We start from the raw sequence: 24,922 nt of genomic DNA on the forward strand, positions 1-24,922 counted from the left end.
TATAATATCATAATGAAATTAATATTCATTTATTTATTACAAAGATATTTTAATTATTTACTAACATATTTTATTGATAATATCACACTTATAACATTACAACATAATAATATATGATTAACATCATAATTAGTATATTTTTAGTTAAAATATCATATAAATTATATGGTAATAAATAACATTTAAAACAATTATTTTTTTAAAAAAAAGATTTTTAATATGAACACATTATATAACCGTCATTTTCTAAAACTATCTGATTTTACACAATCTGAAATAATGTATTTAATTAAATTAGCCATAAAATTAAAACAAATAAAAAAAAATAAAAAAGAAATACAATATCTTTTAAAAAAAAATATTGTATTAATTTTTGAAAAAGCATCCACTCGTACAAGGTGTGCTTTTGAAGTAGCAGCATTTGATCAAGGAGCAAATGTCACTTATTTAGGTCCTGGTAATACGCATTTTGAATATAAAGAATCTATTATAGATACTGTTAAAGTATTAAGTAGAATGTATCATGGTATACAATATAGAGGTCATGACCATAATATTGTAAAAACATTATCTCAATTTTCTACTATTCCAGTTTGGAATGGATTAACAGATAAATATCATCCTACTCAACTTTTAGCTGATTTGTGTACTATACAAGAATTATGTACTCAAAAATATATGCATGAAATTCATTGTGCTTACGTTGGTAATGCAAAAAACAACATTAGTCATACCCTTTTAGAAGCAGCAGCAATAACAGGATTAAACTTAAGATTAGTAGCTCCTAAACAATATTGGCCTGATAAAAAAATTTTATTAAAATGTCAATTAATAGCACAAAAAAAATATGGAACAATCATTTGTACTGAAAATGTTGCTGAAGGAGTAAAAAATGTAGATTTTATATATACAGACGTTTGGGTATCTATGGGAGAATCTGATAAATTATGGGAAAAAAGAATTCAACTATTAAAAAAATATCAAGTCAATGATACTATGATTAATTTAACAGAAAATGAACATGTCAAAATACTACATTGTTTACCTGCTTTTCATGATCAAACTACTATAATAGGGAAAAAAATATTAAACAAATTTAATTTACAAACAGGAATGGAAATTACTCATTCTATTTTTAAAAAACATTCTGATACTATTTTCGAACAATCTGAAAATAGATTACATACTATCAAAGCTTTAATTATATCTACTCTAACAGAAAATAATCTCGTATCCTAAAAAATCACATATAAATAATTAAAAAAAAACTATATCAATTAAATTACATAAAATAAATATTTTTACATCATTTCTTAAAGTAAATAAATATGGAACATTCGTTATATAAAAAATACATAATTTCTATTCATAATTTTAATCGTAATCAATTAGAATTAATATTAAAAATTTCTGATTTTTTAAAAAAATACGAAATCTGATATATTAAAAATAAAATTATTGCAGTTGTTTTTTGAGCCTTTAACACAAACTAGATTATCATTTGAAGCAGTAATTCATCGATGAGGAGCTTCTTTAATAGGTTTTACTAATAATAAACGATATCTCTTTAAATAAAAAGGAGAATCATTAGCTGATACTATATTAGTCATAAGTAAGTACGTATGCTGATGTAATTGTTATTAGACATTCACAAGAAGGAGCTACTAAATTAGCGTCAGAATATTCTAATAACATATCTATACTTAAATTCAGGTGATAGAGCTAATCAATATCCAACACAAAATTTATTAGATTTATTTACTATCTAAGAAATTCAATACAGATTAAATAACCTTAAAATTACTATGGTAGGAAATTTAAAATATGGAAGAACAGTTCATTCGTTAACATAATATTTATCTAAATTTGAAAATAATTCGTTTTTTTTATTTCTCCAGATTCCTTAACTATACCACATAACATATGTAATATGTTATCAAAAAAAATAAAATGGATTAGATGTAATAATATTAAAGATATTATTAATAAAAAAGATATTCTTTATATCAATAAAATTCAGACAGAAAAATTCAATATTACTAAACATTTCAATACTTAATCTCAATTTATTTTGCGATTAATAGATTTAAAAAAAAAGTAAAAAAAATTTAAAAATATTACATCCACTACTTTGTATTAATGAAATTTCTATTAATATAGATCATACAAATTATTTATGGTACTTTAAACAAGAAAAAAATAAAATTTATACAAGGACAAGAATTATTATCTTTAATATTAAATAAAAACTTAAATATTGATAAAAATAATGATGTATACAAAATAAAAACAGAAAAAATTAAATATGGAAGTATTATTAATCATATTCCATAATATATCAAATTAAAATTGTTAACATTTTTCAAATTAACTAAAACTGAAAAAAAATTAATATAGATTTGAATTTACTTTCCAAAAAAATATATAAACAAGATATTATTAAAGTAGAAAACATATTTTTAACTAATGGACAAATCAACAAATTAAAAAAATGTATAATCCATATGTTAGTATAAACTATATCGATAATTATTAACTAGTTAGAAAAATATTTCTTATATTATTACCTAATATTATAAAAAATATTAATATGTCCAAATATTAGTTACATTAGTAATACTAATACTATTAATTTTAATTTCAAATTCATTTAAAATAAATAGATAAATTTAAAATCTAAATATTGTAAAAAATAATTCGAAAAACATGTAATTCTATGTAATTATAAATAATCGTTATATATGTATAATTATTAATTAAAATTATTAATTTAAAATTATATATTTAATAAATAAAAACTATTCAATAATAAAGGATATATATGCTTAAATCAATTACTACAAAACAAGCCCCTCAACCTATAGGTCCATACTCTCAAGCTATAAAATATGGAAAAATGGTATTTGTATCAGGACAAATTCCTATAGAAATTAATTCAAATAATATTAAAGGAGACATTGAGCATCAAACAACTATCACTTTAAAACATATCAAAACAATTATTGAACACTCAGGCTTAAAAATAAAAGACATAATTAAAACAACTATTTTTTTAACAGATATAAATCAATTAGAGACAGTAAATAAAGTATATAAAAATTTTTTTATAATAAATGAATCTACAACATTTCCAGCTAGATCATGTGTACAAGTGTCCTCTTTACCTAATAATGCAAAAATTGAAATAGAAGTCATAGCAATGAATAATTAAAATAATGGAATAATCCTGGAACATTTTTCCAGGAACTAAATTTTAAAATAATCATTTATAATTTTCAAATATGCCACAAAGTGGCATAAATCAAGGAATATATCATATATTACGACGACGAGAAGATATATAACTTTTAATATTATCTTGTTTACTATTATTATTAAAATTATTAGAATTCTGATTACGTTCTTTAAAACGCCGACTATCAATTATACGCATATTTTTTCGATGTCTAGTAATATAATTTCTTAAAGATAAAAGCTTTAAATTGATATTTTTATTGAGAATTCTAGTACGTACTAAACGTTTTAATAAATCTTTAGATAAACCATGAGGTAATTCAATAGTAGCATAAGAAGCAAAAAGTTTAATATTTCCAATTTGACGACTAGTAATATTACCTTCATTAGCAATAGCTCCTACTATATGACGAACTTCTACTCCGTCATCACGACCTACTTCAATACGATATAAATCTATATCTTTTAAATCTCTTCTATCTCGACGAAATTTACTCATTTTACTATAAGTATGCTGTCTTTCTTCTTCATAAGGTAATTTACTAATTTTTCTTATTTGTTCATCAGGTTTTATGATTAAAGGTCTTTCACCTTGAGCCATTTTTAATAAAGCTGCAGCTAAACTTTCTATATCTAGTGTATTTTCTGGCTTTAATTTTGGCAATAAAGAGCGGTAATCATCTAAATCTATACTCTGTAATTGTATTTTAATTTTTTTAGAAAATCTAGAGAGACGACGTTCGCTCAATAATTCCGTTTTTGGCAATTCTACTTCTTTAATATTAATTTTTATAGTACGTTCAATATTACGCAACAATCGTCTCTCTCTATTTTCAACAAACAATAAAGCTTTTCCTGTTCTACCTGCTCTACCAGTTCTCCCTATTCTATGTACATATGATTCAACATCCATAGGAATATCATAATTAATTACAAAACTAATTCGATCAACATCTAAACCACGAGCTGCTACATCAGTAGCAATTAAAATATCTAAACGTCCATCTTTTAATCTTTCTAAAGTTTGTTCTCGTAAAGACTGATTCATGTCTCCATTTAAAGCAGCACTATTATAACCACTTTTTTCTAATGCTTCTGACACTTCTAATGTAGCATTTTTAGTACGAACAAAAATAATAGAAGCAGAAAAATCTTCTACTTCTAAAAAACGTATCAAAGCATCAGTTTTACGTCCATATACAATCCAAAAACTTTGTTGTATATCAGGTCGTGTAGTAATACTTGATTGAATACGTACTTCTTTTGTATTTTTCATAAATCGACGTGAAATACGACGAATAACATCTGGCATTGTAGCAGAAAACAAAGCTGTTTGATGATTATCAGGAATATTAGACATAATAGATTCTACATCTTCTATAAAACCCATTCTCAACATTTCATCTGCTTCGTCTAACACCACTCCTCGTAATTTTGATAAATTTAAAGTTCCTCTTTTTAAATGATCTAATAAACGACCAGGAGTCCCTACTACGACTTGAGAACCTTCTCTAAGAGCTCTTAATTGTGATTCATATCTTTGACCACCATACAAAGCTAAAACTCGTATTCCAGATATATACTTTGAAAATTCAGAAAAAGCTTCAGCCACCTGTATAGCTAATTCTCTAGTAGGTGTTAACACTAAAATTTGTGGTAAACTTATATTTAATTGTATATTGTTTAATAAGGGTAAAGAAAAAGCAGCAGTTTTTCCACTTCCAGTTTGAGCCATACCTAAAACGTCTTTTCCTAATAATAAATGAGGAATGCATGCAGATTGAATAGGAGATGGTTTTTTATATCCTAATTCACCTAACGCTTTAACAATATGTGAATTTAAACCAAGAGTAGAAAATGTATTTTCAGTATGTGTCATGCAGTACGTGTACCTCTTATGTGACAACTGCGAGTGAATATAATTTATAATAAAATATACTTAATTTAAACGATAAAAAACTTATTACATTATACAAAATATAAAAAAACATTTTTTATTTAAAAAAAATTTATATTTATTTTTATATATCAAATAAATTTAATTACTTTTATCTAAATTATTTTATAATAATTATCAATATAATCTATTTAAAAATTTTAAAAATTATATAGATAGATAATATCTATGTTAAACTTTTTTCAATAAAATACAATATTAATCGTTACTAAATAAAATTTACTAAACATATATAATCTCAAATTAACAAACACATTTCTAATTTTACAACTTAAATAAAATTTATCATGTAAGGTAATACTAAAATACTATAATATATATATTTCATTCAACTTCTTTAATACTTAAACGCAAACGACCTTGACGATCCATTTCTAAAACTTTTACTGATACAATCTGATTAATTTTAAGATAATGAGTTACCTTTTCTACTCTTTTATTAGATATTTGAGAAATATGAACTAATCCCTCTTTTCCTACTCCAATTGAAACAAAAGCTCCAAAATCAACAATACGTGTTACTTTTCCAGAATATATTCGACCGACTTCCACTTCAGCTGTAATTTCTTCAATTCTACGAATAGCATTATCTGCTTTTTCTTGCATTACTGCAGAAATTTTTACTGTCCCATCATCTTCTATTTCAATTGTTGTGCCAGTTTCTTCAGTTAACATTCTAATTATAGAACCACCTTTTCCTATAACATCTTTAATTTTTTCTGGATTAATTTTGATAACATGTATACGTGGAGCAAATTCAGAAATTTCATGTCTAGGTGCTTTTAAAGATTTTTCCATGATATTTAAAATATATAATCTAGCTTTTTTGGCTTTCTCTAATGCTAATGTCATAATAGTATCAGTAACACCTTCTATTTTTATGTCCATTTGTAATGCTGTAATACCATCTTTTGTTCCAGCTACTTTGAAATCCATATCTCCTAAATGATCTTCATCTCCTAAAATATCAGAAAGTATTACATAATTTTCACCTTCTTTTACTAAACCCATAGCAATACCAGCAACAGCTGAATTAATAGGAACTCCCGCATCCATTAATGCTAATGATGCTCCACATACTGATGCCATTGACGAAGAACCATTTGATTCAGTAACTTCTGACACTATTCTAATAGTATAAGGAAATAATTCTATATTTGGCATTACAGCTAATATACTACGTTTAGCTAATCTTCCATGTCCTATTTCACGTCTTTTTGGTGATCCAATTATACCAATTTCACCCACAGAATAAGCTGGAAAGTTATAATGAAACAAAAAGTGATCTATTCTATCACCTAGTAAATCATCTAAATTTTGAGCGTCTCGAGAAGTACCTAATGTCGCAGATACTAATACTTGAGTTTCTCCTCTAGTAAATAAAGCCGATCCATGTGCTCTAGGTAAAATTCCAGTACACATATCTAAAGAACGAATCATATCATGATCTCTGCCATCAATACGTATATTATTTTTTAAAATGCGATTACGTACTATATTTCGTTCTATTTCATAAAATATATACTCAATTATTGATATGTCTAAAGAGGAATCTTCTTTAATTAAATTTTCTATAATCTCATTCTTAATATATTTTAATTGTTCAAATCTTTCTTTCTTTTCAATAATTTTATATGCGTTCTCTAAACTACATTTAGATAAATTTAATATTTTAGCTTTTAACAAATCATCAATAGGTAATATATTTATATTCCACTGAGATTTCTTATATTTATCAGAAAAAATTCGAATGTTATCTATGACTATTCTTTGTTGTTGGTGTGCAAATAAAATAGCATCAATAATTTTTTCTTCACTTAATATATTAGCTTCAGCTTCAACCATTAAAATAGCAGTACTAGTACCCGAAACGACCAAATCTAAATTACTTACTTTTAATTCATCAGTAGTAGGATTTAAAATATATTGATTATCAATCAAACCAACTCTTGATGCTCCAATAGGACCTTGAAATGGGATTCCTGATAAACTTAATGCAGCAGAAACACCAATAATAGATACAATATCTGGATTAATTTGAGGATTTACTGATACTACAGTAGCTATAATTTGAACTTCATTAAAAAAATACTTAGGGAATAAAGGACGAATAGGTCTATCGATTAATCTTGCAATAAGTATTTCATTTTCACTTGGACGTCCTTCTCGACGGAAAAAACCTCCAGGAATTCTACCTACAGCATATGTCCTTTCTTGATAACTAACTGTTAATGGGAAAAAGTTTTGACCTATTTTTTGTATCTTATCACCTACAATAGTAACTAATACAGAAGTATCATCCATACTTACCATTATGGCAGAAGTTGCCTGTCTAGCCATCATACCAGTTTCTAAAGTTACAGTATGTCTACCATACTTAAATTTGTACACAATAGGTTTTAGCAAAATAATATCCTTAATATATAATTTTTTGATCATGACCTAAATAACTAATTCATAATATGAACCTATAAATTATAACATAGACAAATATTATCCCTTTTTACTAATATATACTAATAATAGTATAAAAAGGGCCTGATATAAGCCCTTTTAAAAATTTTATTTTTATAAATTTAATTTATTACTGTAAAATTACTGTTATTTTAAAATTAATATATTTTAAATTAACGACGTAATAACAATAATTCAATTATTTTATTATATCGTGTAGAATTATTATTTTTTAAATAATTTAATAACTTTCGACGTTTAGATACCATTTTTAACAAACCCCTACGACTAGAATGATCTTTTTTATGTATTAAAAAATGATTCTGCAAGTAATTAATCTGAGCTGTTAAAAATGCAATTTGCACTTCAGATTTTCCACTATCTTTTTCATTAGATCCATATTGTATAATAATACTTCTTTTTTTACTCTCATTGAGAGACATATTTTTCTCCATAATGACAAAAAATTATTTTTCCTTTATATTAAATGAAGATAATAATCTTTTAGGTGTGATATATCTTGTATTATTATCCATCTCTCCTAATCCAATGAATACATGTTTTTTTAATACTCTGACTAATTTATATCTTCTTGTTATAGGAAAAAATTTTTTTTCCTTGACTAAAGATAGAACCTAATTCATTAGAAATATTTATAGTAGGAATATAAGAAATAGGAGAATCAATTGACATCAAAATATTATACAAATTTAATTCTTTGATATCTTTTAATAAATTCAATTGTCTGAACGTTATCATTCTATTTATTGGATAAGATCCTACTTGTATACGACGTAATTGTACTACATGAACACTGAAACTTAATAGTTCACCTAAATCATCTATAATAGTGCGTATATATGTTCCTTTAGAACACTTAATATCTAACTTAATTAAATGTTTATTTCTAGAAAGACATTGTAAATGATAAATAATAATTTTTCTATATCTACGTGGAACTATAATTCCTTTTTTAGCATATTTATACAACGATATACCATGTATATTGAATCGTTGAGTATAATGAATAAATTTAGCTAATATTCTACTGAAACAATCTCAATGTTTCTTTCAATTTTTTAGTAGTAAAATTTACTTTACGTATATTTATTATTTCTCCAGTAGAATCAGATGTAGTGGTACTTGTACCTAATTTAGCAATTACTATATAACGTTTATCAAAATTAATAGAATATTGAGCAAATTTAATTGATTTACCACAGAAAACAGGTAACATTCCAGTAGCTAAAGGATCTAACGAACTTGTATGACCAACTTTATTAACAAACAACATTTTTTATTTTCTGAACAACATGATTAAAAGATAATCCGCAAGGTTTATCTATTAATAACACACCATGAACATGTTTGTTTGTACTAAAAAACACGATATCCTCTTTTACTATTACCAAAATTATTATTAATTATTATATTTATTCTTTCGTAATATTATTAATTAAATTAGTAATCTTCATACCATAAACAAAAGAATCATCATACATAAAATATAATTTTGGTACAATTCGTAATTTTATGTTTTTACTTAATAAAATTCTTATAAAACCAGAAGCATTTTTTAAAATACTTATTATAGTTTGAATATTCTCGACTTTATTATTTAATGTAGTAAAAAAAATCTTTGCACAACTAAAATCACGAGTTATCTTAACATCAGAAATAGTAATGATTATATTCAGACGAGGATCTCTTAATTGATATTGAATAATAGTAGCTAACTGTTTTTTTAATTCTTGTTCTATTTTATAAGAACGATGATATTCTAGTATCATTATTAATTCTCAAAAAAAATAAATTCAATACATTCATACTAATATTATGTCTTACGTAATATAATTTAATTAACATTCAATTTCTTCCATTACTTCAATTAAATCATTTATATGAATATTATTATAATTTTTTATACCAATACCACATTCCATTCCTTTTCTAACTTCTACAACGTCCTCTTTAAATCGACGTAACGATTCTAATTCACCTTGATAAATTACTGTATTATTTCTTAATATACGAACAGATTTATTTTTTTTTATAATACCTTCAGTAACCATACAACCAGCAATTTCAGAAAATTTTGGTGATTTAAAAATACTTCTTACAATAGCCAAACCAATAATTTCCTGTTTATGTTTAGGAGATAACAAACCTAAAATAGATTGTTTTACTTCTTCAATTAATTGATAAATTACAGAATAATAACGAATATTAACATTTTCTAATAGAATCATACGTTTTGCGGAAGAATTAGGTCTAACATTAAATCCTAACAAAATAGCATTAGAAGCAACTGCCAAAGATACATCTGTTTCTGTAATACCACCTACTCCTGAACCAATAATTTTAACTATTACTTCCTGATTAGACAATTTTAATAAAGCATCAGAAATGGCTTCTAAAGAACCTTGTACATCTGATTTCAAAACAATGTTTAATTCAGTAATACCATTTGAAATAGATAAATTATTAAAAACGTTTTCTAATTTTATTCTTTTATAACCAGATAACTTCGTTTCACGATATTTTATTTGACGATATAAAGCTACATCACGTGCTTTTTTTTCATTGTTAACAACAGTGAATATATCTCCAATATTAGGTACATGAGATAATCCTAATATTTGTACTGGTATAGAAGGACCAGCTTCTACGATAAAATTACAATTCTCATCTCTCATTGCACGTACTTTTCCATAAGCACACCCACATATTAATATGTCACCTTGCTTTAAAACACCTTCCCTCACTAATACTGTAGCTATCGGGCCACGTCCTTTATCAAGAAACGCTTCTATTACTATTCCACTTGACATTCCATTAAAAAATGCTTTTAGATCTAACATTTCCGCTTGTAATGAAATTGCATTAAGTAAATTATCAATACCTTGTCCTAATTTAGCAGAAATATTAACGAATATATTATCTCCTCCCCATTCTTCAGCAACAATAGAATATTTCATTAATTCTTTTTTTAATTTATCAATATTATTTTCTATTTTATCAATTTTATTCATAGCTACAATTATAGGAACATTCGCAGCTTTTGCATGTTGAATAGATTCTATAGTTTGAGGCATAATACCATCATCCACTGCAATAACTAATATAACAATATCAGTTACTTGTGCGCCTCTTGCTCTCATAGCTGTAAACGCAGCATGACCAGGTGTATCTAAAAAAGTTATAATGCCATATTTTGTTTTTACACAATAAGCTCCAATATGTTGAGTAATTCCACCTGCTTCTTGAGAAACAACTTGGGAAGATCTAATACTATCTAATAACGACGTTTTTCCATGATCAACATGCCCCATAATAGTAACTACAGGTGATCTCAAAGATATTTTAGCTTTACTGTTACAACGTTTTATATCATTGATTAATAGTTCTTCTAATTCGTTTTCATTACGTACAATAACTTTATGTCCCATTTCTTCAGCAATTAACTGAGCTGTATCTTTATCTATTGTTTGATTAATTGTAACTATTATACCAAGATTCATCATTTTTTTAATTAATTCAGCACTTTTTACAGCCATTTTATTAGCTAATTCTGATACTATTATTTTTTCGCCTATTAAAATATCTCTGTTTACAATTTGTATCGGTTTTTTAAAAGATTGTTGTAATAAACTATTTGAATTCTTTTTTTTATAATTATTACTGACACAAAAAATAGATTTACTTTCTTCTTGATCTTTCTTAATATTTAGTGTCGTAATATAATTTTTTTTATTATGTATATTTTTAATCTTTTTATTTTTTGTACGACGCTTACTATCTATTTCTTTTAAATCATTATATTCCGTATGTCGAGTATTAAGAAAATTAATTGAACGATATTCTTTTTTTATATCTTTTTTATCTATTCTATGATTTAATTTATCTTTAAATATTTTTTTTTCTTCTTTAAGAAAAATGCAATTATTTGACTTATTTTTCGTATTTTTTACATCATAGTTATAATTATTATGATTACATTTTTTTATTGAAATAGACTTATCACTTAATTTTAAACTTATAATTTTATCATTAATTATTTTATTTTTTGTTGAAGTAGTTATTTTTTTTTTGTCATTTACAGAATGTTCGATTATTAATTCTTCTTGAATTTTATTAATATTGACATGACTTTTATCATTTAACATATGATTAATATTATTTTTATTCTCTAATAATTTATTTCTTTCTATTTTATTTTTAAAAAACGTATGTTTTTTTCTAATTTCAATTTGAATAGATCTATTTTTACCTGAATTACTGATTACATTTAAAATACTACGTGTTTTTCTTTGTAAAGTAATAGGTTTTTTAACAGTATTTAAATTTTTATGTATATTCTTTAATAAAATATCTTTATCCGATATATTTATAAATTTACCCGTTTTTTCTAAAATTCCTAATTTTGAACAAATATTAATTAATTCATCTACTGATATATTTAGTTCTTGTGCTAACAATTTTATATTTAAATCAACCATTCCATCTCTTCCTATATCAGGTATTATTATTACTAAACCAACAAATATTACGTGCTTCCATAATTAGTTTACCTGCTTTATTCATATCTAATCCCTCAACATCAATCAAATCATCAATAGATTGATTAGCTAATTCTTCTAAAGAGGTAATATTGATATTCTTCAAACCTATAGCTAAGTTTAAACTCATTCCTTCTAAATTTAATATTTCCTCTGTTATACCATATGTTATATCATTTTCTTTTTTCTCCGATTCCTTAATTGTTACAATATTCATAGCATTAGTTTGAATTTTTTTAGCTATATTTTCATTTATACTAAACGATGTAGATAATTCTTTTAAAGATATATACGCTAATTCTTCTAAAGAAGAAAAACCTGCCTCTATTAAAATATCAATTATTTCCATATCAACATTTAAATATTTAATAAAATTAGATCTAATGACATGTGACTCAGCTGTATGTTTTTTTTGTAAATCGTCAATTGTCATTACATTCAATTCCCATCCGCTAAGTTGTGAAGCTAACCGAACGTTTTGTCCATTTCTACCAATAGCTTGCGCTAAATTAATAGATTCTACTGCAATATCCATTGTATTATTGTCTTCATCCATTACAATAGAAGATACATCAGCAGGAGACATCGCATTTATAACAAATTGAATAGGATTACTATCCCATAAAACAACATCAATTTTCTCTCCACATAGTTCACTAGATACTGCTTGTACACGAGCTCCTCTCATCCCAACACAAGCGCCAACTGGATCTATTCTTTTATCATTCGTCTTCACTGCAATTTTAGATCGAGACCCAGGATCACGAGCTGTTGCTTTTATTTCAATAATTTCTTCACCAATTTCTGGAACTTCAATACGAAATAATCCAATCAACATTTCTGATTTAGATCTACTCATAAATAATTGAACCCCACGAACTTCTGGATGAATAGCATATAAAATACCTCTAATACGATCACCTAATCTAAAATTTTCTCTGGGTAACATATCTTCTTTAAGAATTAATGCTTCAGCATAATTATCTAAATCTAAAATAATGTTATCTCTATTAATTTTTTTTACCACTCCAGTAATAATTTCTCCTTTATATTTTTGAAATTGTTCAATTATCATTGCTCGTTCTGCTTCTCTTACTTTCTGAACAATTACTTGTTTTGCCGTTTGAGTTGCGATACGATCAAAAGTTACTGACGGCATAAGTTCTTCAATATAATCATTTAGTTGTATTGAGCTATCTTCCAAACGAGCTGCTTCTAATGTAATTTCTCGCATTGGTTGTGTAACTTGACCAACTACTAACCATCGACGAAATGTAAAAAATTCCCCATTATCGCGATTCATTTGAACTCGTACATCTATTTCTTGATTATTTTTCTTTTTTGTTGCTGAAGCTAAAGCGCATTCTAATGCTTCAAATATTTTTTCACGTGGTAAAGATTTTTCATTGGATACTGCTGCTACTACAGATAAAATATCTTTGTTCACCGTAATTACCCCAATTTTAAACTGTAATAGTAAAAAACTAAATTAATATATTTAACATATAATTTATATTTAATGAATATTAATACTACCAACATAAATTAATTTATCCATTGAAAAGTTTAATTATTATTGTAATAACATACTAATATCATTCAAATAAAAAATATAAATATTATGAAATCACTAACAGTAAAAATACTATTTTATTTTCATAAAATATATATATATATTAACTTTGAATTACTTTTTAAAAAATTTTTAAAAACTTATTAAAAATTAACAGTTTTAATATGAATAAAAAAACCCGAATATTCGGGGAGGTATTATTTACTTATAATATTAATAGAATTCGATAATAACTGAGAAATACTCATAAGATATCAAATATTTTTTCTACCGAGGACGGGATTCGAACCCGTATATCTTGTGCATAAGATACTACCACCTCATAGTAGCGTGTCTACCAAATTTCACCACCTCGGCTACCATAAACAACATAAAAATATCTTATATTATCGATAACTAATTACATAAAATATTTAAATATGTATAAATACACAAAAATTCTATTATTGATATAATAATATACATTATATTGTTATAATGTACATGTTATTATTTACATTGTTATCATTTAATGATGTCCATGAAAATTACATAATACTAAATTAATCAAAAAAAATAACGTAGCAAAAATAATAGTAATATAAACAATATGTTTATTTCGTTTTAAACAAGTAAATAATTTTTCAACATGACTAGACGAATAAGACGAATTAAGATTATAATCTTTTTGTACAATAATTAAAAAAATTAATATTACTGATACAAACATTAATAAACCTAAAAAAACATTATACATATTCAAGTATTCCTATTTCAATAATTAACTTAATGTTATATTTTTAATCGGTATTTATTAAATAAAATAAATCAATACTTTTATTAAATATATATAATGATAATGGTTACAATCAAATAAAATATATAAATTATTATGACAAGAGATACTAAACGTAAAAATACTAATTAATATTAATTATGTACACAATAAAAATATTTAATAATATTATTATATAAACTAATAACATAAATATATTATGTATTTATGATAATTATATTTATCACATAAAATTATATTTTTTAATTAAAAAAAATAAATATTTATAAAATATAAAATAATTACGTGATAATTTATTTTATAGTAACAATACAAACAATAATTTAAAAAAACATTAATTATAATTTTTATTAATATTTTATAATAATACAAAAAATATTATATTTATTTAAAACAAAATATCATATTAAAACAATTATTTCTTAAACATAAAAATATTTACTATACATAAACTTACGTTTGTTAAATAAATATAATTTAGTATACTATACCACATTTATAACAAATTTATTGAATATATTAATTAAAATATATGTATGCTTTTATATAACATTAAATTAACATAAAAATCCAATTTATAGTATTATATCAACCACAATAATTTAAATATTTTTAACTTATACCATTTAACTTAATCATATATCTATTTAAAATATAATATATTTTATAATTCCATAACATTTAATACTATTAAAAAAATAATAATATATTTTACATACTACAGTGTAATTTATAATATATAAAACTAATTTCATTTATTTCTACTCAATATACATATTTTTCATAAAAAAATATTTTATAATTGTGAACTTTAAAAACAATAATCAAATCTAATATAAATTAACTATCTCTTAATTCATATCAAGATTAAGAGATAGTCGTTTATAATTTATTAACTAATAAAAAACGCTCTATTATACATTTTATATCTTATTTTCATACACATTAAAATGTATAATAACTATCATGACGTCAACAGTATAATCCTTATAAAAGTATTTTAATATATGTGATAGTATAATAAAACTATACAATATATTTAAATAAACTATAATTAATACAAAATAATATAAAAAAATAAAAAATCATTATTAAGAAATAATTTAATGTTATCTAACGGATAGGATTAATTTGTAAAATATGTGTTATGCTATCACACATAACAATCATTTTTATTTCGTAAAGATAGTTACATATTCAAATTTAATTAACAGATGCATGATCTATCCAATTAACTGGATCACGAACTTTTTTTCTAGCCATTAGATCATCAATTTGTGACGAATCAATTGTTTCATATTTTATTAATGCATCTTTCATCGCATGTAATATATCCATATTATTATTTAAAATATTTTTTGCACGCTGATAATTAACATTTATTAACTGTCTTACTTCTTCATCAATAATTTTAGCAGTTTCATCTGACATATGCTTTGCTTTTGATACTGAACGACCTAAAAATATTTCGTCTTCATCTTCTGTATATAATAATGGACCTAATTTTTCTGAAAACCCCCATTGTGTAACCATATTTCTAGCTAATGTAGTAGCAACCTTTATGTCATTAAAAGATCCTGTAGATATATTTTCTACTCCATAAATAATCTCTTCTGCTAAACGCCCACCATATAAAGTAGATATTTGACTTTCTAACTTTCTTCGACTAACACTAATTAAATCTTCTTCTGGTAAAAAAACTGTAACACCTAATGCTCGACCTCTAGGAATAATCGTAACTTTATGAGCTGGATCATGATCAGGAACTGATCGTCCAACAATAACATGTCCAGACTCATGATATGCTGTAATTTGTTTTTGTAATTCACTCATTACCATAGAACGACGTTCTGATCCCATAATTATTTTATCTTTAGCTTGTTCAAATTCTGACATAGATACCGTATGACGACTAATACGAGCAGCAAATAACGCTGCTTCATTAACTAAATTTGCCAAATCTGCCCCAGAAAAACCAGGTGTTCCCCTAGCAATAACCATAGAATTAACATCTTTATCTAAAGGGACTTTACTCATATGAACTTTAAGAATTTGATTCCTTCCTTTGATATCAGGTAAAGCCACAATGATTTGCCTGTCAAAACGACCAGGACGTAATAAAGCAGGATCTAACACATCTGGTCGATTAGTAGCTGCTATTAATATAATACCTTCATTTCCTTCAAAACCATCCATCTCTACTAACATTTGATTTAATGTCTGTTCTCTCTCATCATGCCCTCCTCCAACACCAGTACCTCTTTGTCGTCCAACAGCATCAATTTCATCAATAAACATTATACATGGAGCTGATTTTCTTGAATGTTCAAACATATCACGTACCCTAGAAGCACCTACACCTACGAACATTTCAACAAAATCAGATCCTGAAATTGTAAAAAAAGGTACTTTAGCCTCTCCAGCTATAGCTTTAGCTAATAATGTTTTTCCTGTTCCAGGAGGTCCTACCATCAAGATACCTTTTGGTATTTTTCCACCTAATTTTTGAAAACGACTAGGTTCTTTCAAATACTCAATTAATTCTCTTACTTCTTCTTTTGCCTCATCACAACCGGCTACATCAGAAAACGTAGTTTTTATTTCATTTTCTGATAACATACGAGCTTTACTTTTTCCAAAAGACATAGCTCCCTTTCCACCACCAATATGCATTTGACGCATAAAAAATATCCAAACACCTATTAATAAAAACATCGGAAACCAAGATATAAAAATAGATGTAATTAAGCTTGGTTCTGGAGGAGCTTCACCAATTACTCTAATATGTTTTAAGATAAGAGTATCCAGTAACTTAAAATCATTTATTGGCATATATGTTTTATATTTATTATTATTTTTTTTAATAAAATTAATTTCGTGTCCATTAATACGTACTTCACGAATTTTATTTTTATTAACCTCTGACAAAAAAGTTGAATAATCTATTCTATGTATATTTCCATCATAAGAATTAAAATTTTGAAATATAGACATGAATACAACTGCAATAATTAACCAAATCATCAGATTTTTAACCATGTTACTCAAGGTATTAACCTCATATCAAAAATATATTAAAAAAACAGTCTAAGATGTAATCTTTTTCTTTTTAGCTGCTACAATAAATATCTCTTTAGAATTAGATCGAGAAGAATTTGGCTTACGAACATGTACTGAGGAAAATAAGGTGCAAACTTTTTTTAAATATTCTTCAAATCCTTCTCCTTGAAATAACTTTATCAATAATGTTCCACCTTCTATTAATATTATATTAGAAATATTTAAAACTAATTCACATAATAAAATAAATTTAGGAATATCAATAGCGGAATACCCGCTGATATTTGGAGCCATATCAGACATCAAAACATTAACAGATTTATATTCTAAATAATTTAATATTTTATACAATACTATTTCGTCTCTCACATCACCTTGAATAAAATGCACATTTTTAATAGGTAACATAGGTAATACATCACAAGCTACTACTTTACCATATTTTCCTATTTTTTTCGCTGCATATTCTGACCAACTACCAGGAGCTGATCCTAAATCTACTACTGTCATGCCAGACGTAAATAATTTATCAGAATTATTAATATCCTTTAACTTAAATATAGATCTTGATCTAAACCCTTTCTGGTATGATAATTTGACATATTTATCACTTAAATGTCTATGAATCCAACATTTAGATTTATTTTTTTTTTCATAAATTAATATATCCTTTCTATTAAAACATTTAAATAAAAACCAAATAAATAATATAATTAATTTTTTTTGTATTACTATAAAAATGTATATCTATAAAAATATTATTACATAAATATGATACAAAAATAACGAAAAAAAAATATATTAAATAATTAAAATAAAATAATTGAATCAATATATTTTATTAATATTTAATACAAATAATTACATTCATATAGATAAAAATATTTTATTTTATCAAATATGGTCAATTTTTAATATTTTATAATATATAATACCATTAGGTGTATTAATCTCTACAATGTCCATTAATTTCTTTCCTAACAAACCTCTAATTATAGGAGAATTAATAGAAATTAAATTTTGTTTTAAATTTGCTTCATCATCCCCTACAATCTTATATGTATATTGTTGTTTTGTATTAATATTATAAATAGTTATTGTAACACCGAAAATTACTTTACCTACATTTAATATTTTGGTTATATCAATAATATAAGCATTTGATAATTTAGTTTCAATTTCCTGAATTCTCCCTTCACAGAAACTCTGTTCTTCTCTAGCTGCATGGTATTCTGCATTTTCTTTTAAATCTCCATGCGATCTCGCTTCAGCTATTGCTGAAATAATGTTAGATCGTTTCACTTCTTTTAGTTTTTTCAATTCTTTTATCAGTTTTTCAGCACCATGAATAGTCATCGGAATCTTTTGTTTCATATATACACCTTAAAAATATGATTTAATTAAAATGAATATTTTAAATTAAACAATAAAATGTAATCTGACAAAAACTATAAATCTTATATAATAAAAAATATATTTTATAATTATTTTATATAAATAATATTTATTAAATTTTTGTATTATATTATAATATTATTAAAAACATTACTTTAAAATAATATAAAAATGGATACTAAAAAAATAAAAACATTACTTAAAGATAAACTATCACTTAATGAAATTTATATTACAGGAAATAACAATCATCTCCATATTATTGCTATCGGAGAAATATTCCAAGGAATGAATGAAGTTAAAAGACAACAAAGTATTTATACATATTTAACAAAAGATATTTTAGAAAAAAAAATTCATGCTATTTCTATACAGTCTTACTCTCCAAAAGAATGGAGTACAAAAAAAATACTTTACAATATTTAATACATTGTTTATACATATTTAAAATAACATATCTCAATTTATATTTTATAAATTACAATCCTACAAAAATATTGTACATTTATAATAAACACTCAATTTACTTTTATTGTTATAATCATAAACATCAAAAAAAATAAAGTCATATTCATATATCAATAATATCTGATAATATAAAATATATTTATGACACTTATATATTAAAATATTTAAATAAACTCTAATATAAACTTATAAAAAATAAATAAAATGTATCTTTAATAAAGTAATAAATTATTATCAATATGCTATATTGTATCTATATTAAATAATATATTCAGCTATAACGTATTTACTATCATAATTTATTGCTTATTAAAAAAATAATAATAATTAATATTATAAGAAATAAAATTAAAATTATTTTACTATATATAAAATAATAACTTATACATTATATTTTAATATATAATCTATCATTTAATTATTATTTTAATATTTATACATTTAAATTTAATAATAATCGTTATGTACTATCACATAAACGTAATTTTTTAACATCATAAAGATATAATCTATTATGATATAATATATAAAAATTATACACTTATTTAACAAATATTCTTTTAAAAACGTAATTAAAATATGCAGCAAATATAATAAAACATATTACTTTATAATTATATTAAATTCATTATTTTATCTAAAATAAATATACACAAAAAAATATATTTCAAAATATTTTATATTATATTTATATTTTTACATAAATATTTTATATAGATTATATTTATGACATAAAAGTTATGTGACTAGGAATCATTTATGTACGCAATATTTATAAGCGGCGGTAAACAGCACAAAGTAAAAATAGGACAAATCATTAGATTAGAAAAAATTAACTTAAAAATAGGAGAATTAATTAATTTTAAAGAAATATTAATGATTACTGATTCTAACACAACAAAAATAGGTACTCCAATTTTATCAAATTATTTAATAGAAGGCTATATACAAAAACACGGACAACATAAAAAAATAAAAATAATAAAATTTAATAGACGTAAACATTACAAAAAAACTCAAGGACATAGGCAACAATTTACTGATGTAAAAATTGAAAAAATAATTAACAATCAACAGGATAATTAATATATGGCTCATAAAAAAGCAGGTGGTTCTACTAGAAATGGACGAGATTCTAATGCTCAACGTTTAGGAGTTAAACGTTTTGGAGGAGAATATGTATCTTCAGGTAGTATTATTGTTCGACAACGTGGAACTAAATTTCATCCAGGAACTAATGTAGGTTGTGGAAAAGACCACACTTTATTTGCTACAACACATGGAATTATACAATTTACAATAAAAGGAATTAAAAGAAAAAAATATATAAATATTATTAAACATAATTAATTTTTTATCTGATCTAAATATTAAAAGATCTCTTAAAATTATAAGAGATCTTTTATTTTTTATATATAATATTAAAATATTAGAATCAATATTTCAATTTATAAATAAATATTTACTAAGTTACTACAATTAATAATTATGTATTATAAAATAATTGACATTGTATCAAATAACTTTATGATAAATTAAGGAATAACATGAAATTTATAGATACAGCAATAATTCATGTAATAGCTGGAAATGGAGGGAATGGATGTGTCAGTTTTAGAAGAGAAAAATATATACCAAAAGGAGGTCCTGACGGAGGAAATGGAGGTAACGGAGGTAACGTTTGGTTGCAAGCAACAAACAATATAACTACATTAATAAATTTTAAATTCAATAAAATATTTTCTGCAGGTCATGGAAAAAATGGATTATCAAAAAATCGTACTGGAAAACGAGGGAATGATATTACTATTTTAGTACCAATAGGTACAAGAATTATTAATATACCAACTAATGAAGTCATTGAAGATATGTTAATAAATAACACCCAACTATTAATAGCTAAAGGTGGTTGGCATGGATTAGGAAATACTCGATTTAAATCTTCTACAAATCGAACACCAAAACAAAAAACACTTGGAAAAACTGGTGAAAAAAGACAACTATTATTAGAACTAATATTACTAGCTGATGTTGGTACTTTAGGTTTACCTAATTCAGGAAAATCTACTTTAGTACGATCTATTTCAAATGCCAATACGAAAATTGCTGAATATCCATTTACAACATTAAAACCAATATTAGGTGTTGTTAAAATTAATCAAGAAAAAAAATTTATAATATCTGACCTGCCAGGTTTAATACAACATGCATCTAAAGGTATTGGATTAGGTATTCAATTTTTAAAACATTTAGAAAGATGTAGTTTACTTTTACATATAATTGATATTTACTCATATAATAACTCTACAATCGTTAAAAATATAGAAACTGTGATATATGAATTAAAAAATTATAATATAGAATTATATAAGAAACCAAGATGGTTAATCTTTAATAAAATAGATTTACTAAATACAGAAAAAGTAAATGAAACAGTACAAAACATTCTAAGTGTTTTAAATACTAAAGAAAAATATTATATTATTTCTGCTGTTAATAAAATTAATACAAAATCTTTATGCATAGATATTGCACATTTTTTAAAAAAAAAATCATGATAATAAATATAAAACGGGATTATTTAACCCGTTTTACAACTGATATCATAACTCTAAATACCACTCTTCTTAAAAAAAATATATTTATCAATTTACTATTAATTCACAACTAAAGAATCATTGAAATGTAGAATTCATTACATGTATATATTAAATAAATAAACATATATTATATAAATAATATCAAAATAAAAACATATAAAATAATGTTATAAATCATATAAAATATTATAATATATATAAAATTTATAATATATTATAATATCTCACATAATAATTATTGAACTACTAAAGATATTAATAAAATAAAGAAACCCGGTTAATCATTGTTCCGGATTCCTATAAATACTTGTAATACGCATTTTATCATTATCGTTTAGAGAACTGAGTACGTCGTCTAGATTTACGAAATCCTACTTTCTTACGTTCTACTTGACGTGAATCACGTGTAACAAAACCTAATTTTCTTAATTCTATCCTTAATGATTCATCATATTGTATTAAAGCACGACTAATTCCATGGCGAACTGCTCCTACTTGTCCAGAAATACCTCCTCCTCTCACAGTAATATAAAAATCGAATTTATTTAACATATCCACTAATGTTAACGGTTGATATACTATCATACATGATGTTTTTCTAAAAAAATAATCCTCTAATTTTTTTTTATTAACTATAATACGACCAGTACCTAATCTCATAAATACGCGTGCAGAAGATCTTTTACGACGACCCGTTCCATAACTGTATTGCATATCAGTCATGATTTTTTATTATCCTTTTTAAAAAGTTAACAAACTTGGTTTTTGTGCTATATGGTTATGCGAATCTTTAGCATAAACTTTTAATTTTTTTAACATTGTACGACCTAAAGGCCCTTTAGGTAACATACCTTTAACAGCTAATGCAATTATACGCTGAGGACAACGATTAATCATTTCTTCAAAGGAAAAACTTTTAATTCCACCAATATATCCTGTATGATGATAATATATTTTATTATATCTTTTTCTTCCAGAAACTAATATTTTTTGTGCATTTAATACAATTATATAATCTCCTATATCTACATGCGGTGTATACTGTACTTTATGTTTTCCGCGAAGATATGTAGATATTACAGTTGCTAATCTACCTAAAATCTTATCCGTTGCATCAACTACATACCACTTTCTAGTACAATTATTAGATTTAGCTGAAAAACTTTTCATAAAAAATTACCCATAACTATAAATTCTATTATACTTTATTTTTTAATAAAATTTACACAACATTTATTAAAAATAAATACTTAACGTTAAGATAACAATAAATATATAATACATATTATATTAATGTAATCAATGAAAATATATTAAATATATATTCATTACATCAAAATATAAGAACGTTTTTATTTGACAAATTACTGATATTAACCTATTCTAGTAGTGAAATATTTTTATTATAAAAATATTTTATAAGATCATTTAATATCTTAAACTTTATTAAATTAAATGGTGTTTAATCAAATTATATATATTATTTTATTTAAAACATTATATATAATACAAGTAATTATGAATTAAATAAAATATTTTAAAATATAAAATAATTTTAAATTATATCACAATATTATAAACCATACATGCTTTAAACAATAAATGTTTATTATTTTAACACGTATTAATTAAATATTTTAATAGTGACTATATAACTATGATTTACAATAACTATTTAACACACCTAAGAGATAAAATTAATAAAATTGATCACGATTTAATTGTGCTATTATCCAAAAGACAATCAGTAGTCAAAAAAATTGCAAAAATAAAAATTGATCAATCATTACCCATAAAAGATACAAAACGTGAACATTTTTTATTAACAGAATTAATAAAATTAGGTGAAAAATATAATATAAATAGTACCTATATAAAAAATATATTTACTACAATTATAGAATATTCAATAATTTCCCAAGAAAAAATTTTAAAAAAAAAAATAATTTAACTCATGTTATATTTTCATTTCTTGGTCCACAAGGATCCTACTCGTATTTAGCAATGAAGAAATATTCTAAAAAATATTTTTTGAATATTATAGAAAAGACGTGTATTAATTTTGAAAATGTTATAAAAAATGTAGAAAATAAAAAATCTAATTTAGCAATATTACCTATACATAATTTAATTACAGGATCTATTTTAGAAGTATATAATCTACTACAACATACTAAATTATCTATCATAGGAGAAATATATCTTCCTATCAATCATTGTATTATAGCGTTACCAGACACTGATGTAAAAAACATAAATACTATCTATAGCCACATCCAACCTTTAAAACAATGTAGTATATTTTTAAATAAATTTCCACACTGGAAATTAAAAAATACATCTAGTTCATCTTATGCTATTGAAAACTTATCAAAAAAAAAAACAAAAATATCGCTGCTATAGGTAACGAATATAGTAGTAAATTGTATTCTTTAAATATATTATTTCATAATATATCCAATATAAAAAACAATACTACTAGATTTATTATTTTACAAGATACTCCTGTTAATATTATAGAAGATACATCGAAAATAATAACACTAGCATTTATTTGTATAAAAAAACCACAATTACTTAAAAATATACACTTATTATTTAAAAAATATTATTTAAATATAAAATATTTAACATCTCAAGATATTTCTTCTAATCCTATAAAATCAATTTGTTACATCGATATATCATATTATGTACTAATACCCTCTAGTATAAAAAATGCATTATCTGAATTACATACAATTGTTGATCAAATAAAAATATTAGGTTGTTATACAAAAAACAATTATTAAAATATGTTTAATTAATATAAAAATAACAAATTTTATTTTTTACTTAATTTATTAC

Annotated in this window: 22 protein-coding genes, 1 tRNA gene and 2 pseudogenes; 9 read left to right on the forward strand and 16 right to left on the reverse strand. The window is 23.7% G+C overall.

Annotation, left to right across the window (positions count from 1 at the left end; all coding sequences use genetic code 11):
- Positions 1-219 precede the first annotated feature (219 nt).
- From argF to RJX12_RS01470, 3 genes and pseudogenes are all read left to right on the forward strand, one after another.
- Positions 220-1,239, forward strand: a complete 1,020-nt coding sequence (argF, locus tag RJX12_RS01460; protein ID WP_343192000.1) for an ornithine carbamoyltransferase — start codon at positions 220-222, stop codon at positions 1,237-1,239.
- A gap of 89 nt (positions 1,240-1,328) precedes the next feature.
- Positions 1,329-2,253: pseudogene (pyrB, locus tag RJX12_RS01465) on the forward strand (aspartate carbamoyltransferase); the annotation flags it as partial.
- A 568-nt stretch (positions 2,254-2,821) separates the two neighbouring features.
- Entirely contained in the window at positions 2,822-3,211 is a 390-nt protein-coding gene (locus tag RJX12_RS01470) for a RidA family protein (RefSeq protein WP_343192001.1), read from the forward strand.
- A gap of 102 nt (positions 3,212-3,313) precedes the next feature.
- Here RJX12_RS01470 and RJX12_RS01475 read toward each other — a convergent pair whose 3' ends face one another.
- The 14 genes from RJX12_RS01475 to greA all read right to left on the reverse strand — a co-directional run bounded on the left by RJX12_RS01475 (position 3,314) and on the right by greA (position 18,986).
- A complete protein-coding gene (locus RJX12_RS01475) occupies positions 3,314-5,113 on the reverse strand; it encodes a DEAD/DEAH box helicase (RefSeq protein ID WP_343192002.1) in 1,800 nt (599 codons plus the stop codon).
- A gap of 402 nt (positions 5,114-5,515) precedes the next feature.
- Positions 5,516-7,597 (reverse strand): polyribonucleotide nucleotidyltransferase, encoded by a 2,082-nt coding sequence (pnp, locus tag RJX12_RS01480; RefSeq protein WP_343192003.1) that lies wholly within the window; start codon positions 7,595-7,597, stop codon positions 5,516-5,518.
- A 221-nt stretch (positions 7,598-7,818) separates the two neighbouring features.
- Positions 7,819-8,088 carry a 30S ribosomal protein S15 gene (gene rpsO / locus RJX12_RS01485; RefSeq protein ID WP_343192004.1) on the reverse strand — a complete coding sequence of 90 codons (270 nt, stop codon included), beginning with the start codon at positions 8,086-8,088 and terminating at the stop codon, positions 7,819-7,821.
- Between the two features lie 24 nt (positions 8,089-8,112).
- Positions 8,113-8,244, reverse strand: coding sequence for a tRNA pseudouridine(55) synthase TruB (locus RJX12_RS02490; protein WP_428994275.1), 132 nt, complete (start codon positions 8,242-8,244; stop codon positions 8,113-8,115).
- Entirely contained in the window at positions 8,228-8,689 is a 462-nt protein-coding gene (locus RJX12_RS01490; protein ID WP_343192389.1) for a hypothetical protein, read from the reverse strand. Before RJX12_RS01490 ends, RJX12_RS02490 begins: the two co-directional genes overlap by 17 nt.
- Before the next feature lies 1 nt (position 8,690).
- Entirely contained in the window at positions 8,691-8,939 is a 249-nt protein-coding gene (locus tag RJX12_RS01495; RefSeq protein WP_343192005.1) for a hypothetical protein, read from the reverse strand.
- 139 nt (positions 8,940-9,078) lie between these two features.
- The gene (gene rbfA / locus RJX12_RS01500; RefSeq protein ID WP_343192006.1) at positions 9,079-9,435 is read right to left on the reverse strand and encodes a 30S ribosome-binding factor RbfA; all 357 of its coding nucleotides are present in this window, start codon (positions 9,433-9,435) and stop codon (positions 9,079-9,081) included.
- A 69-nt stretch (positions 9,436-9,504) separates the two neighbouring features.
- The gene (gene infB, locus RJX12_RS01505; protein WP_343192007.1) at positions 9,505-12,144 is read right to left on the reverse strand and encodes a translation initiation factor IF-2; all 2,640 of its coding nucleotides are present in this window, start codon (positions 12,142-12,144) and stop codon (positions 9,505-9,507) included.
- A 16-nt stretch (positions 12,145-12,160) separates the two neighbouring features.
- Complete coding sequence (nusA, locus tag RJX12_RS01510) at positions 12,161-13,651, reverse strand: transcription termination factor NusA (protein WP_343192008.1); 1,491 nt, start codon at positions 13,649-13,651, stop codon at positions 12,161-12,163.
- Between the two features lie 394 nt (positions 13,652-14,045).
- Positions 14,046-14,134 (reverse strand) — tRNA-Leu (locus RJX12_RS01515).
- 151 nt (positions 14,135-14,285) lie between these two features.
- Positions 14,286-14,513 (reverse strand): preprotein translocase subunit SecG, encoded by a 228-nt coding sequence (gene secG / locus RJX12_RS01520; RefSeq protein WP_343192009.1) that lies wholly within the window; start codon positions 14,511-14,513, stop codon positions 14,286-14,288.
- 1,242 nt (positions 14,514-15,755) lie between these two features.
- Positions 15,756-17,591, reverse strand: coding sequence for an ATP-dependent zinc metalloprotease FtsH (ftsH, locus tag RJX12_RS01525; protein ID WP_343192010.1), 1,836 nt, complete (start codon positions 17,589-17,591; stop codon positions 15,756-15,758).
- Between the two features lie 48 nt (positions 17,592-17,639).
- On the reverse strand, positions 17,640-18,278 hold the full coding sequence (locus RJX12_RS01530) for an RlmE family RNA methyltransferase (protein ID WP_343192390.1): 639 nt from the start codon (positions 18,276-18,278) through the stop codon (positions 17,640-17,642).
- Between the two features lie 228 nt (positions 18,279-18,506).
- Positions 18,507-18,986 carry a transcription elongation factor GreA gene (gene greA / locus RJX12_RS01535; protein WP_343192011.1) on the reverse strand — a complete coding sequence of 160 codons (480 nt, stop codon included), beginning with the start codon at positions 18,984-18,986 and terminating at the stop codon, positions 18,507-18,509.
- Positions 18,987-19,178: 192 nt separating this feature from the next.
- Between greA and RJX12_RS01540 the strand changes: the two genes are divergently transcribed.
- The 4 genes from RJX12_RS01540 (at position 19,179) to cgtA (ending at position 22,033) form a co-directional block, all read left to right on the forward strand.
- The gene (locus RJX12_RS01540; RefSeq protein WP_343192012.1) at positions 19,179-19,433 is read left to right on the forward strand and encodes a BolA family protein; all 255 of its coding nucleotides are present in this window, start codon (positions 19,179-19,181) and stop codon (positions 19,431-19,433) included.
- Between the two features lie 801 nt (positions 19,434-20,234).
- On the forward strand, positions 20,235-20,561 hold the full coding sequence (rplU, locus tag RJX12_RS01545; RefSeq protein ID WP_343192013.1) for a 50S ribosomal protein L21: 327 nt from the start codon (positions 20,235-20,237) through the stop codon (positions 20,559-20,561).
- Between the two features lie 3 nt (positions 20,562-20,564).
- Positions 20,565-20,825 carry a 50S ribosomal protein L27 gene (gene rpmA / locus RJX12_RS01550; protein WP_343192014.1) on the forward strand — a complete coding sequence of 87 codons (261 nt, stop codon included), beginning with the start codon at positions 20,565-20,567 and terminating at the stop codon, positions 20,823-20,825.
- 197 nt (positions 20,826-21,022) lie between these two features.
- Positions 21,023-22,033 (forward strand): Obg family GTPase CgtA, encoded by a 1,011-nt coding sequence (gene cgtA / locus RJX12_RS01555; protein WP_343192015.1) that lies wholly within the window; start codon positions 21,023-21,025, stop codon positions 22,031-22,033.
- Between the two features lie 369 nt (positions 22,034-22,402).
- Here the strand turns inward: cgtA and rpsI are convergent, their stop codons facing one another.
- Together rpsI and rplM are read right to left on the reverse strand one after the other, a co-directional pair.
- Positions 22,403-22,798 carry a 30S ribosomal protein S9 gene (gene rpsI / locus RJX12_RS01560; protein WP_343192016.1) on the reverse strand — a complete coding sequence of 132 codons (396 nt, stop codon included), beginning with the start codon at positions 22,796-22,798 and terminating at the stop codon, positions 22,403-22,405.
- A gap of 18 nt (positions 22,799-22,816) precedes the next feature.
- Positions 22,817-23,245, reverse strand: coding sequence for a 50S ribosomal protein L13 (gene rplM / locus RJX12_RS01565; protein WP_343192017.1), 429 nt, complete (start codon positions 23,243-23,245; stop codon positions 22,817-22,819).
- Positions 23,246-23,732: 487 nt separating this feature from the next.
- Between rplM and RJX12_RS01570 the strand changes: the two genes are divergently transcribed.
- The gene (locus RJX12_RS01570; RefSeq protein WP_343192018.1) at positions 23,733-24,026 is read left to right on the forward strand and encodes a chorismate mutase; all 294 of its coding nucleotides are present in this window, start codon (positions 23,733-23,735) and stop codon (positions 24,024-24,026) included.
- 53 nt (positions 24,027-24,079) lie between these two features.
- Positions 24,080-24,867, forward strand: a pseudogene (locus tag RJX12_RS01575) (prephenate dehydratase domain-containing protein).
- Positions 24,868-24,922 lie beyond the last annotated feature (55 nt).

Origin of the sequence: Buchnera aphidicola (Formosaphis micheliae), assembly GCF_039403185.1 — a bacterium.
GTDB lineage: Bacteria > Pseudomonadota > Gammaproteobacteria > Enterobacterales > Enterobacteriaceae > Buchnera_C > Buchnera_C aphidicola_B.